Origin of the sequence: Actinokineospora iranica, from assembly GCF_900101685.1 — a bacterium.
In the GTDB taxonomy this organism is placed as follows: domain Bacteria; phylum Actinomycetota; class Actinomycetes; order Mycobacteriales; family Pseudonocardiaceae; genus Actinokineospora; species Actinokineospora iranica.
Genome location: NZ_FMZZ01000004.1, coordinates 378,232 through 393,640 on the forward strand (window position 1 = coordinate 378,232; position 15,409 = coordinate 393,640).

Annotated in this window: 16 protein-coding genes; 6 read left to right on the forward strand and 10 right to left on the reverse strand. The window is 71.0% G+C overall.

Annotation, left to right across the window (positions count from 1 at the left end; all coding sequences use genetic code 11):
* Positions 1-63 precede the first annotated feature (63 nt).
* The 3 genes from BLS56_RS11700 (at position 64) to BLS56_RS11710 (ending at position 2,864) form a co-directional block, all read left to right on the forward strand.
* Complete coding sequence (locus tag BLS56_RS11700) at positions 64-429, forward strand: nuclear transport factor 2 family protein (protein WP_091450002.1); 366 nt, start codon at positions 64-66, stop codon at positions 427-429.
* Positions 430-509: 80 nt separating this feature from the next.
* Entirely contained in the window at positions 510-1,223 is a 714-nt protein-coding gene (locus tag BLS56_RS11705) for an endonuclease/exonuclease/phosphatase family protein (RefSeq protein ID WP_091450003.1), read from the forward strand.
* Positions 1,224-1,415: 192 nt separating this feature from the next.
* Positions 1,416-2,864 (forward strand): nitrilase-related carbon-nitrogen hydrolase, encoded by a 1,449-nt coding sequence (locus BLS56_RS11710; protein WP_228771560.1) that lies wholly within the window; start codon positions 1,416-1,418, stop codon positions 2,862-2,864.
* Between the two features lie 26 nt (positions 2,865-2,890).
* Here BLS56_RS11710 and BLS56_RS11715 read toward each other — a convergent pair whose 3' ends face one another.
* A complete protein-coding gene (locus BLS56_RS11715; protein ID WP_091450080.1) occupies positions 2,891-3,508 on the reverse strand; it encodes a cysteine hydrolase in 618 nt (205 codons plus the stop codon).
* A 247-nt stretch (positions 3,509-3,755) separates the two neighbouring features.
* Here BLS56_RS11715 and BLS56_RS11720 point away from each other — a divergent pair, with 247 nt between their 5' ends.
* Positions 3,756-4,595 carry an SMP-30/gluconolactonase/LRE family protein gene (locus tag BLS56_RS11720; RefSeq protein ID WP_091450004.1) on the forward strand — a complete coding sequence of 280 codons (840 nt, stop codon included), beginning with the start codon at positions 3,756-3,758 and terminating at the stop codon, positions 4,593-4,595.
* Positions 4,596-4,957: 362 nt separating this feature from the next.
* Here the strand turns inward: BLS56_RS11720 and dnaB are convergent, their stop codons facing one another.
* The 7 genes from dnaB to BLS56_RS11760 all read right to left on the reverse strand — a co-directional run bounded on the left by dnaB (position 4,958) and on the right by BLS56_RS11760 (position 10,382).
* Positions 4,958-6,337 carry a replicative DNA helicase gene (dnaB, locus tag BLS56_RS11730; RefSeq protein ID WP_091450005.1) on the reverse strand — a complete coding sequence of 460 codons (1,380 nt, stop codon included), beginning with the start codon at positions 6,335-6,337 and terminating at the stop codon, positions 4,958-4,960.
* Between the two features lie 448 nt (positions 6,338-6,785).
* Complete coding sequence (rplI, locus tag BLS56_RS11735) at positions 6,786-7,244, reverse strand: 50S ribosomal protein L9 (protein WP_228771572.1); 459 nt, start codon at positions 7,242-7,244, stop codon at positions 6,786-6,788.
* A gap of 16 nt (positions 7,245-7,260) precedes the next feature.
* Positions 7,261-7,509 carry a 30S ribosomal protein S18 gene (gene rpsR / locus BLS56_RS11740; RefSeq protein ID WP_091450007.1) on the reverse strand — a complete coding sequence of 83 codons (249 nt, stop codon included), beginning with the start codon at positions 7,507-7,509 and terminating at the stop codon, positions 7,261-7,263.
* Between the two features lie 65 nt (positions 7,510-7,574).
* A complete protein-coding gene (locus BLS56_RS11745; RefSeq protein WP_091450008.1) occupies positions 7,575-8,069 on the reverse strand; it encodes a single-stranded DNA-binding protein in 495 nt (164 codons plus the stop codon).
* A gap of 2 nt (positions 8,070-8,071) precedes the next feature.
* Positions 8,072-8,362: a 30S ribosomal protein S6 gene (gene rpsF, locus BLS56_RS11750; RefSeq protein WP_026421757.1), complete on the reverse strand. Its 291-nt coding sequence runs from the start codon at positions 8,360-8,362 to the stop codon at positions 8,072-8,074.
* Positions 8,363-8,447: 85 nt separating this feature from the next.
* Positions 8,448-9,263 (reverse strand): hypothetical protein, encoded by an 816-nt coding sequence (locus BLS56_RS11755; RefSeq protein WP_139190614.1) that lies wholly within the window; start codon positions 9,261-9,263, stop codon positions 8,448-8,450.
* 63 nt (positions 9,264-9,326) lie between these two features.
* A complete protein-coding gene (locus tag BLS56_RS11760; protein ID WP_091450010.1) occupies positions 9,327-10,382 on the reverse strand; it encodes a hypothetical protein in 1,056 nt (351 codons plus the stop codon).
* A 182-nt stretch (positions 10,383-10,564) separates the two neighbouring features.
* On the opposite strand from BLS56_RS11760, the gene BLS56_RS11765 reads away from it, so the two are divergent.
* Positions 10,565-11,335 carry a deoxyribonuclease IV gene (locus BLS56_RS11765; RefSeq protein WP_091450011.1) on the forward strand — a complete coding sequence of 257 codons (771 nt, stop codon included), beginning with the start codon at positions 10,565-10,567 and terminating at the stop codon, positions 11,333-11,335.
* Positions 11,332-12,780 carry a glycosyltransferase family 87 protein gene (locus BLS56_RS11770; protein ID WP_091450012.1) on the forward strand — a complete coding sequence of 483 codons (1,449 nt, stop codon included), beginning with the start codon at positions 11,332-11,334 and terminating at the stop codon, positions 12,778-12,780. The genes BLS56_RS11765 and BLS56_RS11770 overlap by 4 nt, the downstream gene beginning before the upstream one ends.
* On the opposite strand, the gene rarD is transcribed toward BLS56_RS11770, so the two are convergent.
* Positions 12,762-13,727, reverse strand: coding sequence for an EamA family transporter RarD (gene rarD, locus BLS56_RS11775; RefSeq protein WP_228771562.1), 966 nt, complete (start codon positions 13,725-13,727; stop codon positions 12,762-12,764). The two genes, BLS56_RS11770 and rarD, sit on opposite strands and share 19 nt — an antisense overlap.
* Before the next feature lie 37 nt (positions 13,728-13,764).
* Positions 13,765-15,339 carry a glycosyltransferase family 87 protein gene (locus tag BLS56_RS11780; protein WP_091450081.1) on the reverse strand — a complete coding sequence of 525 codons (1,575 nt, stop codon included), beginning with the start codon at positions 15,337-15,339 and terminating at the stop codon, positions 13,765-13,767.
* Positions 15,340-15,409 lie beyond the last annotated feature (70 nt).

Below are 15,409 nucleotides of genomic sequence, written 5' to 3' on the forward strand. Positions count from 1 at the left end.
AGGGTGATCGGTGTTGCGGCCGCGACGGACCGGAAACCAGTACCGCAGAAGGGGATTCTCGCCATGAGCGACCTGAACGAACTCGTGGACCGCTACCTCGCCGTGTGGAACACCGCGGACGCCGACGCCCGGCACGCCGCCATCGCCGACCTGTGGACCGAGGACGGTGTCTACGTCGACCCGCTCATGGAGGTCGAGGGCCACGACGGGGTCAACGCGGGCATCGGGGCCGCCCTCACCCAGTTCGCCGGTCACGAGATCAAGCTCCTCGGCGCGGTCGACGCCCACCACGACATCGCCCGCTTCCGCTGGGAACTGGTCCCGGTCGGCGGTGGCGGGTCCGTCGTCGAGGGCTTCGACGTGGTCGTCGCCGAGCAGGGCAAGCTCAAGGGCGTGTACGGCTTCATCGACAAGATGCCCGCCGCCTGAGCCGCGCCATGCCGGGCCGTGGGAGCCGGGAGCTCCCACGGCCACTGTGGGCGATTCCCGGGCGGCTACCATCGCCCCGTGTGATCACCGTGGCGACCTGGAACGTCCTGCACCGCGTCCACGCGGAGAACTGGGGCGAAGACGTCGTGCGGCGGTGGCCGGACGAGTCGGCCCGGATCGCGGCGGTGACCGCCCGGGTGGCTGGTGTGAGCGCGCGGGTGATCGCCATGCAAGAGGTCAGCGGCGACCAGTTGGCCGCCCTGCGCCGGGCGCTGCCCGACCGGACCGTCCACACGCTGCGGTACCCGCGCGTCCCGAGGCCGCGGCAGGGGGACTGCGCGCTTCGCGATCCCGACGAGCACCTGGTCCTCCTGGTCGACGGGCCGAGCCAGGAGATCGCCGCCGAGCCCTTCCCGGACGACCCGGGCAAAGGCGCGCTCGCCGTCGACGTCTCCGGGACGCTGGTCGTCGCCACTCACCTGAGCACGGACCGACGGGGCCTGCGCCAGCTCACCCGCCTGGCCGGCCTCGCCGCACCGGGCCCAACGGCGGTGCTGCTCGGCGACTTCAACACCGACCGCGCCACGGTGCTCTCCGTCCTGGGCGCGGACTTCACCGCCGCAGAACCCGCACCCGACGCCTTGCCGACCCGGCCCAGCGCCACCGAGTCGAGGCCGCAGCGCATCGACCACGTGGTCGCGCGGGGCATGGTCGCGGACAGCGCGGTGGTCGAGGACGCCGACGGCCTCTCGGACCACAACCTCGTCCGCGCCGCGGTCAGGTCGCGCGGCTGACTCGCCCGGTCCCGCCTGGAGAACCACGGCCCGTGCCGTCTCGCCGCGGCGGACATGTCGATCTCACTGCCCTGCCGGTTCCCTGGGTAGGGCCTGCCCCCGTGTGGGTTCGGTGGCCCGCCCCACTGTGCGATCGCCCGCGGGTCGGCAGGCTCGTTCCGAACAGGGGGAACTCAAGACCAGGGGGCTGACGTGGCGGTGGACGGCGGGCGGCGGCAAAGCGCGGTAGGGGCTGTGGGCGCGTTGTCGTCCTCGGCGTTGCTGCTCTATCTGGGCACCGGGCCCGCGCCGGTTCCCGCGTTGACGTGGTCGGCGCCGCTGCCGGTGCTGCTGCTGGCGCCGCGGGTCAGCGGCCGGGTGGCACTGGTCGTCGCGTTCACCGCCGCCGTGCTCGGCACCGCCAACAGTTGGGCGCATCTCCTCGTGTCGGACTCGGTTCCGCTGCCGACAGTGCCCGTGATCGTCCTCGGTGCCTCCCTCCTGCTGACGCTCGCCGTCGGGCTGTTCCGGGCGTTGGCGGTGCGGGGCCGTCCGCTCGCAGCGGCGTGCGCCGCGCCCGCGGTGTGGGTAGGTGGGCTGTACCTGTTGTCGTTGACCAGCCCGGTAGGCGTCATGGGAACGCTTGCCACGACCCAGGCTGACCTGCCGACCGTGATCCAGGTCGCGGCCGTGACCGGGGCGTGGGGGGTGGAGTTTCTGGCACTGTTCGTGCCCGCGGCCGCCGCGGCGGTGCTCGCACCCGGGGTCGCCGCAGCGGCGCGTCTGCGCACGGGTGCCGTGGTGGCGCTGTCACTGGTGGTCGTCTTGGGCTATGGAGCGGTGCGGCAGCCGGACTCGACGGCGCCCAAGTTGCGGGTCGCGGCCATCGCCCAATCGGCCAACACCTGGGCGACCGACATCGCAGGCCCCGCGGGCAGGGACGTCATGCGGTCCTATGTGGAGCAGATCGCGGCGCTGCCCGACGGTGTCCGGCTGGTGGTGTTGCCGGAGGCGGTGTTCGCGGTCGACGAAGCGGAGATGGACGCCCTGCTGGGGCCGTTGCGGCAGGCCGCCGAGGCCAAGGGAGCCGATGTCGTGGTCGGCGCGATCGTGCGGTCGGCGGCGGGCGGCAAGTACAACACCGTGCTGGGCGTTCCGGCGGACGGCAGGCCGCCCGCGGTGTTCCGCAAGTGGCACGTGGGCGACTCCCCCGGCACGCTGCCGGGCGACAAGCTGGCGTGGCTGCCGACCGGTGTGGGCCTGCAGAACTGCATGGACGTCAACTTCCCCCGGCCCAGCCGGGATTACGCGCTGGCAGGCACGTCCTTGGTCGCCGTCCCAGCCGACGACGAAGACGTCGACGGCTGGCAGCACAGCCGGACCGCGGTGCTGCGCGGCGTGGAGAACGGCATGGCCATGGTCTGGGCCGCCACCGACGGCAGGACCATCGTCGCCGACGCGTGGGGCAGGGTGCTCGCCGAGGACCGCACCGGCGGCAAGCCGTTCGCGGTGGCGGTCGCCGACGTCCCCAGCGGCGCCAGCCCCACCCCCTACAGCAGGCTGGGCGACTGGTTCGCCTGGCTGTGCGTGGCGACGGCGCTGGCCGCGTCCGCGTTCGCGATCCGCGGGCCCGACCGCGCCCCGGGACGTCAGCGTGCGTGAGCGCCGCCGCTCACGCCTGAGCCGCGCTACTGGCCGAGAGCGGAGATCACCTCGGCCGCGGTCAGCGGGGTGGAGAACATCGGATAGTCGTAGCTGATGGCGTTGTCGTGCTCGGCCTGCGATGTGGCCGCCACGCAGTCGGTCAGCGTGATCACCTGGTAGCCGTTCTCATAGCCGGTGCGCATGGTGGACTCCACACAGCAGTTGGTCAGGAAACCGCCCAGGACGATCGTCTTGATGCCCTTGCTGCGCAGGATGAAGTCGAGATTGGTGCTGGCGAAGGTGTCCAGCCCCCGCTTTCCCTCCACCACGATGTCGCCCTCCTGCGGGGCGAGGTCGTCCACGATGGCCGCACCCCAACTGCCCTTGACGAAGGCGTTGCCGTCCACCACACCCTTGAGGATTCCGTACGGATGCGCCGAAATCTCCCGGTAGCCCTGGACGAAGGTGATCGGGGCGTGCATCACGGTCACGCCCGCCTGGCGGGCCGCCGCCACCACGGCCTTGGTGTTGGCCAGCATGTCGGTCTCACCCATCACCCCGGCCACCGCGCCGTGCAGCGCCCCGCCCTCGCTGGTGAAGTCGTTCTGGTACTCGATCAGCACCACAGCCGTCGTCGCCGGGTCGAGCCGCGTACTGGTCATCGCCATGCTCCCGCCTCGCGTTCCTGCGTCGACAGGTGATCCTTCTCCCGGCCGCTGCCCGCGGCCATCCCCCGGTCGAAGGAACAACCAGACGGCCACCGCTCACCGCCGACCGCGTGAACGGTCGGGCGAACCATCTCGACCTTTGTCATCGAGTGCTGATAGATCGAGTACTGATAGACGGTCTGCTTGGAAACGTCCGCGAGTGAAGACTGGACCGTCCAGTCCGATTTCTCCGGAGGCCGCCATGCCCGCTGTGCTCCCGTCCCCGCGCCTGCTCACCGACGGCCTGACCATGGTCGAGTCAGGACGCTGGCACGAGGGCCGACTGTGGTTGGCGCATTGGGGCAGCGGTGAGGTGATCGCGGTCGATCTGGAGGGCAGGCGTGCGGTCGTCGGCCCAGGCCGCGACGGGATGGGCTGGTCGATCGCCTGGCTGCCCGACGGCCGCTTGCTGGTCTCCGGCGCGGAGTTGACCCGGGTCGAGCCGGACGGCTCAGCGGTGCGGCACAGCCCGCAGGGCGGCAACGAACTCGTCGTCGCCCCGGCAGGCCACGTCTACGTCAACGGCGCCGACTTCGACTTCCTCGGCGGCGGCGCGCCCAAGCCCGGGTGGATACGCCTGATCGGACCTGACGGCGCCGCTCGGGACGTCGCGGGCGACCTCGAGTTCCCCAACGGGATGGTGGTCACGCCCGACGGCTCGACGCTGGTCGTCGCGGAGTCCTTCGCCGGTCGCTTGTCGGCCTTCGACATCGCCGCCGATGGCACGCTGTCCGGCCGTCGCACGTGGGCGGAGGGGCTGGGACCCGAGGGCATCTGTATCGACCCCGACGGCGGCATCTGGTGCCAAACCGCCGACACGCACAGCGACAGCGGTCCCGCGGGCGCGGTGGTCCGGGTGCTCGATGGCGGTGAGATCACCCATCGTGTCGAGACTGACCTGCCGTGCTTCTCGTGCGCACTCGGCGGGCCAGCGGGCCGACACCTGTTCCTCCTGTGCAACGAGTTCGAGGGCGTCGACCAACTCGAAGCAGTCCTCGCTCGGCGCAGCGCACGCGTCTACGTCACCGACGTGCCCGAGTAGGGCGTCGCCTCGGGAACCGGGAAGCCCGGCATACCTTTGTGGGGTCTCATCGCGCATGACATGTTGATCTTGTTTGACCTGTGGTCTCGCCTTTGTCTCACGGCGATGTCCTCTTTGATCAGTCTCAGGTCCGTGGCATTTCTTGTCGCCCGGCCTGCGGCGATGGGTGCGAGGCGCAGACCGGCCGTCCCAAGAGCCTCGTCGGTGTCCGTGTCCGCCACGCAGAAGGAGTAACCAGCCCTGGTGTCGAGACGGCTGATCTGTCGTCCGATGCGCGTGAGCGTCCTCGCGGCCGGCGTTGCCCGGGAGCGAGGGGCGGGACGCCACGAACATCTTGCCGTGACGAGGAGCGCACGTTGCCATCAGGCTTGGGCGAGGTCGGCGAAGCGGCTGTAGTGGAGTTGGTGGGCGACGACCACGGTGGCGGTGGGGCCCGCGCGGTGCTTGGCCAGGATCAGGTCGGCCTCCCCCGCGCGCGGGTCGTCGCGCTCCCAGGCGTCGGGGCGGTTGATCAACAGGACCATGTCGGCGTCCTGTTCCAGGCTGCCGGATTCGCGCAGGTCGGAAAGCATGGGGCGTTTGTCGGTGCGCTGTTCGGGGCCGCGGTTGAGCTGGCTGATCGCGATGACGGGGACTTCGATCTCCTTCGCGAGCAGCTTGAGCTGGCGGGAGAACTCCGAGACCTCCTGCTGGCGGGACTCGACGCGCTTGCCGGAGGTCATCAGCTGGAGGTAGTCCACGACCACCAGCTTGAGGTCGTGGCGCTGCTTGAGGCGGCGGGCCTTGGCGCGGATCTCCATCATGGTCATGTTCGGCGAGTCGTCGACGAACATGGGGGCCTCGCTGATCTCGCTCATTCGGCGGGCCAGACGGGTCCAGTCGTCGTCGCTCATGCGGCCGCCGCGCATGTCGCCGAGGCGGATGCGGGCCTCGGCGGACAGCATCCGCATGACGATCTCGGTGCGGCTCATCTCCAGGGAGAAGATGACGCTGGTCATGCCGTGCTTGATGGAGCACGACCGGGCGAAGTCCAGACCCAGCGTCGACTTGCCGACGCCGGGGCGGGCGGCGACGATGATCATCTGGCCGGGGTGCAGGCCGTTGGTGACCTCGTCCAGGTCGGCGAAGCCGGTGGGGATGCCCAGGGAGTTGCCGCCGCGGGAGGCGATGGCGTCGATCTCGTCCATGGTGGGCTGCAGCAGTTCCTCGAGGGCGACGTAGTCCTCGCTCATGCTGCGTTCGGTGACCTCGTAGATGGAGGCCTGCGCGCGGTCCACGATCTCGGTGACGTCCGCGCCCTCGGCGCCCTGGTAGCCAAGCTGCACGATCCGGGTGCCCGCCTCGACCAGCCTGCGCAGGATGGCCTTCTCGGCGACGATCTCGGCGTAGTAGCCCGCGTTGGCCGCCGTGGGCACGGTGGCGATCAGGGTGTGCAGGTACGGCGCTCCGCCGACGCGGCGGAGTTCGTTGCGGCGTTCGAGTTCCGCGGAGACGGTGATGGGGTCGGCGGGTTCGCCGCGGCCGTAGAGGTCGAGGACGCAGTCGTAGATGATCTGGTGCGCCGGGCGGTAGAAGTCGCCGGGGCGCAGCGCCTCGATGACGTCGGCGATGGCGTCCTTGGACAGCATCATGCCGCCCAGCACGCTCTGCTCCGCGGCCAAGTCCTGCGGCGGCTGCCGGTCGAGGCCGTGGTCGGGCCCGCTGGGCATCGGCGGCATGGAACGGTCGTCGGTTAGCGCCACTGGTCCCGCCCCTCCTCGGTTGCCTGGGCACGTCTGATCGCCGAGACGATACGTGCCGGATACGACATTCGGGTGGTTCCCCCCGCCCGGTGATCTGTCGTGGGGACGACGCTAGAACGCCCGAATGGCCGCTTGCAACCGAGCTTGGGGATACACCTGTGGACAACTTGGGGATGGTTGCGCACAGCTGAGCACAGCCCGGTGCGGGCCTGTGGACAACTTGGGGACAACCGGCAGGCTTGGGTGAGAATCCGCAGGTCAGCGGCTGTGGACAAGGTGTGGAGAAAATACCCGGGGTGATCCTCGGCGTGTCGCGAAAAGCGGGCCTCTCGGCGTGTCGCGGCGGGCCGGGTCGGCGGCGGGGCCACCTGCCTGTGGACAAACTTCCGCACAGGAAACCGCCCCTCTCGGCGGTGACCGAGAGGGGCGGTTCCGGGTGTCTACCGGGTCAGCCCGCCGACGCGACGTCGACGGTGAACGCCGCCGTCACGTCAGGGTGCAGGCGCACGCTGACCGAGTGCTTGCCGAGGGTCTTGATGTGACCGCTGACCTCGACCGAGCGCTTGTCCAGCGCGGGGCCACCGGCCGCCTTGACGGCGGCGACGATGTCGGCGGTGGTGATCGAGCCGAACAGCTTGCCCGAGCCCGCGGCGGCCTTGGCCTTGAGCGGCACGTTGCCCAGGGCGGTCAGCGCGGCCTTGATCTCCTTGGCGTGGTCCAGGCCGCGGATGCGGCTGGCTTCCTGCGCCCGGCGGATGACCTGGACCTGCTTCTCCGCGCCCTTGGTCGCCGCGATGGCGAGGCTGCGGGGCAGCAGGTAGTTGCGGCCGTAGCCGTCCTTGACCTCGACGATGTCGCCGGGGCCGCCGAGGCCGTCCACATCAGCGGTGAGGATGAGCTTCATGATTAGCGTCCCCTCCTGGTCAGCGGGCGGTCGAGGTGTACGGGAGCAGGGCGACCTCGCGGGAGTTCTTGACCGCGATGGCGATGTCGCGCTGGTGCTGGCTGCAGTTGCCGGTGACCCGGCGCGCGCGGATCTTGCCGCGGTCGGAGATGTACTTCCGCAGCAGCGTGGTGTCTTTGTAGTCGATGTTCACCGGACGGTCTTTTTTGACGTCCTTGCAGAACACGCAGACCTTCTTCTTCGGCTTGCGAATCGGTGGCTTGGCCACGAGGTACTCCTGAGTGCTATCTGGGGAAATGCGTCTGGGGTTGGGTGCGGATCACCCGGCGCCGGTCAGAACGGCGGTTCGTCGTTGAAGCCACCGCCGCCGCCACCTGCGGGCGGCGCGGAGCCCCACGGGTCGTCGGCTGGCGGCGCGGACGGGCCGGACCCGCCGCCGTAGCCGCCACCGCCGCCGGAACCGCGGCTGACCTTGTTGACCTTCGCGGTCGCGTACTTCAGCGACGGGCCGACCTCGTCGACCTCAAGCTCCATGACGGTGCGCTTCTCGCCCTCACGGGTCTCGAAGGACCGCTGCTTGAGCCTGCCGCTGACGATCACGCGGGCGCCTCGGGTCAGCGACTCGGCCACGTTCTCCGCGGCCTGCCGCCAGATGTTGCACCGCAGGAACAGCGCTTCGCCGTCTTTCCACTCGTTCGTCTGGCGATCGAATGTGCGGGGGGTGGACGCGACGGTGAAGCTCGCCACGGCAGCGCCCGACGGGGTGAAGCGCAGTTCCGGGTCGGCGGTCAGGTTCCCGACCACCGTGATAATCGTGTCGCCAGCCATGATCAGGCCGTCTCGCGGCGCATGACCTTCGTCCGCAGCACGGACTCCTGCAGGGAGAGCTGGCGGTCCAGCTCCTTCACCGCTGCGGGCTCGGCGTTGACGTCGAGCACGGCGTAGATGCCCTCGCTGTGCTTCTTGATCTCGAAGGAGAGGCGACGCTTGCCCCAGATGTCGACCTTCTCGACGTTCCCGCCCGACGTGCGGATCACGTTGAGGAACGTGTCGAGCGACGGTGCGACGGTGCGCTCGTCGAGTGTGGGGTCGAGGATGACCATGACCTCGTAATGACGCATGAAGACCACTCACCTCCTGTGGACTCGGCGGCCACGGACGTTCCGTGGCAGGAGGGTCTGCGGAGTGAGCGTAACAGCAGACCGCTCAGCCTTTGCGCAGCACCCAGGCCCGCGCCAGTGCGCCACTGGCCACCGACAACGCGAGAACGGCCAGCATCACGGGCACGCTGAGGCAGGGGATCGGGGTGTCGGGCACGGACTGGGCGGCGCCGGTGGCGTGGAACGCGGCGCCGCGGCCGTCGAGCAGGAAGTCGGACCTCGGGCCGGGTGCGGCCTCGGTCGGGTCCGGTGTCCGGGTGCGCGTCGGCGTGTCGGACGGGGGTGCGGCGGACTCGCGCGGTGCGGTGCGGTCTGCGGGGTCGAACAGGCTCATCGGCCCCGGTTCCGCCGCGGGCGCCGCGGTGTCGGCCGCGGTCGCCGGGGGCGGCGCGGGCGGGTCGGCGGGGCTGGGCTGGCCGGTGTCGGGCTTCGGGTTCACCGGGCGCATGGTCAGCCCGCATTCCGCCGCGACCAGTTCGCGGACCCGGGCCGCCGCGGCGTCGGGCGCTGGCTCGACCTCGGCCATGGCGCGCACCGCGTCGGCCACCACGTCGCCGATGTGCTCGCCGGTGATCTCGCCGTTGCGCTCGGGCATCTCGCCGACCACGAGGGCCGGGCCGAGCGGGAAGGTCAGGCCGACGGCGTGCGCACGCATGGGGCCCAGGCCGGGGGTCTCCCGGACGGCTCGGACGACCAGGTCGGCGACGGCGACGCGGGCGAGGGCGACCGACTGCCCGGCGAACGCGGAAACTTCTTGCGCGCAGTCGACCGCGAGGTACGTCGCCGGTTCAGCCGCCGCGGGAGCCGCGCCGAGCGCCCCCAAGACCAGAGCGGACAGCGCTGAGCAGAGCATCCTTCGCACGTCTAGGACCTAGTCCCTTCGTCGACCGGTTACCCGCTCTCCGGGGTGAACGATAGACGGATCTCAGGCGGCTGTGCGGCGAAGCACCCAGGTGCGCACCAGACCGGCGGCGACACCGGAGAGGGCGAGCACGGCGAGCAGCACCGGAAGGGCGATCTTGCCGCCGCGCACCGGGTCGAGCGCTTCGGCGTGTCCGGCGGCGAGCACGCCGTTGGCGTCGCGGCCGCCGAGGATGCCGAACTGGGGCGTGTAGCTGGAGGTCGCGCCGTCGTAGCGGAGGCCTTCCGCGGGCGAGAACAGCCCGGCCTGGGCGAACGGGATGGCGGAGTAGTCGGTCAGCGGCGCGCGGCCGAGGCTCAGGTCCGACCGGTGGAGGGAGAGGTCGCCGCCCGCGGGCAGACCGCCGCCGACGACCGGGTTGCTGGACTTGGGCAGCGCCTGGGCGGCCGGGCTGTCCGGGCGCACGACGGCGTTCGCGCCGGGGGCGGGCGCCTCGGTGCCGCCGCCGGGGTTGGCGCCCGGCTGCTGGCCGGGGGCGGGGGTGCCCGGAGTGTTCGGAGTGTCCGGAGTGTTGTCGCCACCGCCGCCGGGAAGCGGCAGCGCGGCCGCGCCCTGCTCGACGGCGGCCGCGGCCTCCTGCACCGGGGCGACGGCGGTGTTGACCACGGTGACGGCGATGCCGCAGGTCTTGGCCAGCGCGCCGTGCACGTCGGTGACGACGCTGTTGAGGACCGGGCCGATGAGCGCGACGCCGGAGATGGCGTTCTTGATCCGGGGGGCGGCGGCGTCGGCGACCGCGGCGCCGGAGATCGTGGAGTTGGCCGACGGGACGAAGCCGAGCGGGATGGCGGGCATGGCGGACACCGCGCCGCGCACGCCGCCGGACAGCGTGCCGCCGAGCAGCGGGACCGCCTTGACCACGGTGAGCACCGGGTCGAGCACGGCGCTGGAGCTCAGCGAGATCGGGGTGCCGGGCGCGCCCTTGACGGTGGTCGAGCAGTCGCCGACGACGATCGGGGACGCCGCGGTGGCCGTGGCGGAGGTCGCCAGCAGGCAGGCCGTCGCTCCGCCGATGACGAGCGTGAGCCCAGCGGCGAAGGTTGTGACGCGCCGTCGCATGAAGATCCTCCAGTACCGGCCAGTAGTCGTCACCCGTAGAAACGACTGTAACCCGAGCTGGTGACGTTCAACGGCAGCGACTCCCCGAAAGTGGGGCACGATCGTCCGGATGGAGCACGGTCCGCCGTCGGACACCCACCGAGAGGGCTCCCGGTCGGCTCCGGCGACTACCCTCCCAGAGCATGAGCATCGGCGCCCACGTCCGCGATGACGACCCGCTCGCCGCCGCGCGCGACCGCGAAGCCGAGGTGGTGCAGTTCTTCCTCGCCGACCCGCAGGGGTGGAAGGCGCCGCAGCCGCACCCCCGCGCGGACGACCTGCTCGCCAGCGACGTCACCGTGTTCGTGCACTCCCCTTATGTGGTGAACCTGGCCTCGACCAACAACCGCATCCGCATCCCCTCCCGCAAGCTCGTCACCCAGCACGCCGAGGCCGCCGCGAAGGTCGGAGCCAAGGGCCTGGTCGTGCACGGCGGCCACGTGACCAAGGGCGAAGACCCCCAGGTCGGCGTGGACAACTGGCGCAAGTTCTTCGAGCGGCAGCACGCCGAGGGCGGGTTCGGGGTGCCGATCCTGATCGAGAACACCGCGGGCGGCGACAACGCCATGGCCCGCCGCTTCGACATGCTGGCCCGGCTCTGGGACGCCGTCGGCGAGTTCGGCGCCGGGTTCTGCCTGGACACCTGCCACGCGTTCGCCGCGGGTGAGGACCTGGTCGGCATCGTCGACCGGGTGAAGGCGATCACCGGCCGGATCGACCTGGTCCACCTGAACAGCTCCCGCGACGAGTTCGGCTCGGCGCGTGACCGGCACGACAACATCGGCACTGGAACGATCGATGCCGACCAGCTCGTCGCGGTCGTGGCGGCGGCCGGGGCGCCGGTGGTCGTGGAGACACCCGCCGAGGGGCAGGCGGCGGATATCGCGTTCCTCCGCGAGGCGCTCGGCCGGTGAGCACCGTGCCCGCAGGCGTCACGGCAACCGGGAAGGCGGAAAGCGCAGTGCCCGACGCGCCCCAGGACAGCCGCTGGTCGGCCGGGCGGCTGGGCCGGTCGGCGCTCGCGGCCCTGGTCCTGCTCTGCGGGGTCACGCTGCTGCTCGGGTTCGCCAACAAGGACCGCTGCACCGGCCCGGAGTTCGACCACTGGGGCCGCAGCCAGCCGGACTTCGGCGAGCGCAAGTACGCCGACGTCTGCTACTCCGACATCCAGTTCCTCTGGATCGGCCGCGACATCGACCGGCACGTCTTCCCCTATGTCGAGGGCGGCATCACCCCGGAAGGCGAGCTCAGCGGCGGCACCGTCGAGTACCCGGTGCTCACCGGCCTGCTGATCTGGGCAGGCGCGCTGTTCGCGCACAACGACGCCGGGTTCCTGCTCGCGTCCGCGCTGCTGATGGCCCCGTTCGGGCTGGTCACGGCCTGGCTGCTGGGGCGGCTGTCGCGGTGGCGGGCGCTGCTGTGGGCGCTGTCGCCGCCGCTGGTGCTCTACGCGTTCCACAACTGGGAGCTGCCGGTCGTGGCGTGCGCGGTGGCCGCGGTCTATGTCGTGCACCGGGGCTGGGGCGGCGCTGGGGTGGACCGGCCGCTGATCCAGCGGGCGTCGGCGAGCGCGGTGCTGCTGGGGCTGGGGTTCGCGTTCAAGCTGTATCCGGCGATCTTCGTGCTGCCGCTGATGCTGTATGTGCTCACCGGCGGTCGCGGCGGCCGTGAGCTGCCCGAGGGCAAGACGCGCGATGTGGGCGGCATGGTCAAGGTCGCGCTGATCGCCATGGGCACCGCGGTCGGGGTCAACATCCCGTTCGCGGTGGCCGGGTTCGACGGCTGGCTGGCGTCGTTCGTGTTCCAGGGGCAGCGCAAGGCCGACATCACCGCCAACTCGATCTGGTTCTGGGGCTTCCGGCCCGACTCGGACCCGGAGAACGAGGCCGTGCACCAGTTGATCGGCGTCGTGTCCCCGATGCTGGTCTTCGCGTCCTTCGCGGTGGCGTGCGTGGTCGGCTGGGTCCGGTACCAGTGCGAGGGCACGTACCCGTGGGTCGCGGTGTCCGCGGCGATGCTGTGCGGGTTCCTGCTGCTGCACAAGGTGCACTCGCCGCAGTACACGCTGTGGCTGGTGCCGATGTTCGTGCTGATGAAGATCCGCTGGGGCTGGATCGTGGCTTACCTCGTCGCCGACCTGGCGATGGGGATCGGCATCTTCCTGTGGTTCGCGGAGATCGCGGCGGGCAAGCCGTCGGGCATCTACGAGAGCTTCGCCGCCCAGGCGGTCATGATCGGGGTGTGGGGCCGGGCGGCGCTGCTGGTCGGGCTGTTCGTCGCGTTCCTCGCCGCGAGGTCCACAGTGGACGATGTGGACGCCGAGACCGGCATCGGGGAGCGTCAGACCAGTTCGGGTTGAGCCTCGGCCGGTGTCTGCCGGGCGGCCGCGCGGCGGCGGAACAGCAGCGACTCGGCGGTGATCACCAGCAGGGCCAGCCAGACCAGGCCGAAGCCGACCCACCTGGCGGTGGTCATGTCCTCGCCGAACACCAGCACGCCGACGCCGAACTGGATGATCGGCGCGATGTACTGCAGCAGCCCGAGCGTGGTCATCGAGACGCGGGTGGCCGCGGCGCCGAAGCACAGCAGCGGGATCGCGGTGATCACGCCGGTGCCGACCAGCAGGACCACGTTGAGCCAGCCCGCGTGCCCGAACGTCCCGCCGCCGCCCGCGTGCACGACCAGCAGGTAGGCCAGGGCGACCGGGGCGAGCACGACCGTCTCCAGCGCCAGGCCCTCGGTCGTGCCGACGTCGGCCTTCTTCTTCATCAGCCCGTAGGTGCCGAAGGAGAACGCGAGGGTCAGCGCGATCCACGGCAGCCTGCCGTAGTCGAAGGTCAGCTCCACCACCGCGGCGAACGCGATGGCCAGGCCGAACCACTGCGTCGGCCGCAGCCGCTCCCCCAGCACCAGCACGCCCAGCAGGATCGTGACCAGCGGGTTGATGAAGTAGCCCAGGGACGTTTCCACGACCTGGTTGCTGTTGACGCCGTAGATGTACATGCCCCAGTTCATGCCCACCGCGACCGCGCCGACGGCGATGTAGCCCAGTCTGCGCCGGTCGGCGACCACCGCGCGCAGGTGCGACCAGCGGCGGGTGACCGCGACCAGCGCCGCCACCGCGAGCAGGGACCAGCAGATCCGGTGGGCCAGGACCTCCACCGACCCGGCCGGTTCGAGCAGCGGCCAGTAGAGCGGGAAGAACCCCCAGAGCAGGTAGGCGGTGAAGCCGAGCCACAACCCGAGCCGCTGACTGGCCACCGAGCCCCCGATCATCCCATCACTGGTCCGGGGTGAGTCTGTCACCCGGACAGCGCGGAATCGACCGCCTTTCGTGCCCGGCTCAGCCGGTGGGGACCCGCTCCCGCTCGGCAGGCTCGACCGGACGCGGCTTCACCACGACCTTGTCCGGGGTGTCGGCGAGCACCCCCGCCACCGGGTCGTCCTCGCCGAACCGGCGCACCAGGTCTCGGGCCGGGTGGTAGATCTCATAGATCACCAGCGCGCACAGGACCACGACGAACAGGTCGCGGGCGACCACGAACCCGAGGAACCACTCCTCCGGCAGCCCGCGGTTGCTCTCGCCCAGGTAGAACGCCATCCGCGGGGCCCAGACCAGGGCGTCGACGGTCATCCAGGCCAACAGCAGCTTCCAGCGCGGCATGGCCAGCACCGCCAGCGGCACCAGCCACAGCGAGTACTGCGGGCTCCACACCTTGTTGGTCAGCAGGAACGCCGCCACCACCAGGAAGCACAGCTGCGCCACCCGCGGCCGCCGCGGCGCGTGCAGCCCGATGAAGGCGATGCCCGCGCACAGCAGCAGGAACAGCGTCGCGCTGACCAGGTTCAACCAGAACGGCGACTCGCCGAAGGGCACCTCACCGTCGAAGCCCGGCCAGCCGGTGAACCGCATGATCACGTTGTAGAGCGAGTCAGGGTCCGCGCCCCGCTCCGAGTTGCGCCGGAAGAACTCCCACCACCCCGGCCGCGTCGAGGCGAACAGGAACAGCGGGGCGTTGCACGCGACCCACACCGCGGCCGCCGCGCCCGCCGTGCGCCACCAGGCCCGCATCTTCCCCGACCGCAGGCACAGGATCAGCAGCGGACCCAGCAGGAACAACGGGTACAGCTTCGCCGCCGCGCCGAGCCCGAGCAGGGTGCCCGCCAGCGTCGGGTGCTTGCGCGACCAGGCCAGCAGGGCCGCCGCGGCGCACGCCGTGGCGAGCGTGTCGAAGTTGGTGAACGCGTGCACCACGACCAGCGGCGACAACGCGATGAACGCCGCGTCCCACGGCCTGCGCTTGGCCACCAGCGCCGTCGCCCAGATGGTCACCAGCCACGCCAGCGCCAGCCAGAACGCGCTGATGTCGAAGTACAGGACCACCGGCAGCGCGCTCGGCAGCCACCCGTCGGCGGCCAGCTCGGCCCAGCCCTGCGCCAGCTTCGCGTTCACCCACTGGAACATCCCGGTGATCACCGGGTACTCCATGTACCGGGTCTGCTGGGTCGGCTCGCCCTCGTCGTCGTACCAGCTCGTCCGGTACGGGAACGTGTCCGGCCGGTCGAGGCGTTCGGCGGAGTACAGCGGGATGATGTCGGAGTAGCACATGGCCGTGAACGGCCGGTTCGAGCGCCAGTCCAGCTCCAGCTTCCCGCCGCCCGCGTCGTATTGCTGCGCGCACGCAGCCTTGCCGAACCAGCCCAGCGCCAACGCGACCACGGCCAGCAGCAGCGCCACCCGCAGCGGCGTCCAGAACCAGTGCCTGCCCACGACCGCGTGCCTGCCCAGCGGCCCGCCGAACGGCCCGCTGGCGTGTTCGGCCAGCGGCTCGGTCCACGTGGGACGCACCCGCTCACGCGGCCCGAGGGTGGCGGTGTCGCTCACCTCGCCCGCCCTGGACCCGCTGGGGGAACCGATCTCGTCGGCTTGACCTCGGTCGCCTGGCACGCGGCGATGCTACGGCCTGCGGTGTGCGAACGCGGTCAGC

What these genes read in the sequence shown, in the direction of transcription:
- BLS56_RS11765 (WP_091450011.1), top strand. Translation starts at nt 10,565, where the DNA reads ATGAGCATCGGCGCCCACGTCCGCGATGACGACCCGCTCGCCGCCGCG.
- BLS56_RS11715 (WP_091450080.1), bottom strand. Translation starts at nt 3,508, where the DNA reads ATGACCAGTACGCGGCTCGACCCGGCGACGACGGCTGTGGTGCTGATC.
- BLS56_RS11760 (WP_091450010.1), bottom strand. Translation starts at nt 10,382, where the DNA reads ATGCGACGGCGCGTCACAACCTTCGCCGCTGGGCTCACGCTCGTCATC.
- rpsF (WP_026421757.1), bottom strand. Translation starts at nt 8,362, where the DNA reads ATGCGTCATTACGAGGTCATGGTCATCCTCGACCCCACACTCGACGAG.
- BLS56_RS11745 (WP_091450008.1), bottom strand. Translation starts at nt 8,069, where the DNA reads ATGGCTGGCGACACGATTATCACGGTGGTCGGGAACCTGACCGCCGAC.
- BLS56_RS11700 (WP_091450002.1), top strand. Translation starts at nt 64, where the DNA reads ATGAGCGACCTGAACGAACTCGTGGACCGCTACCTCGCCGTGTGGAAC.
- BLS56_RS11720 (WP_091450004.1), top strand. Translation starts at nt 3,756, where the DNA reads ATGCCCGCTGTGCTCCCGTCCCCGCGCCTGCTCACCGACGGCCTGACC.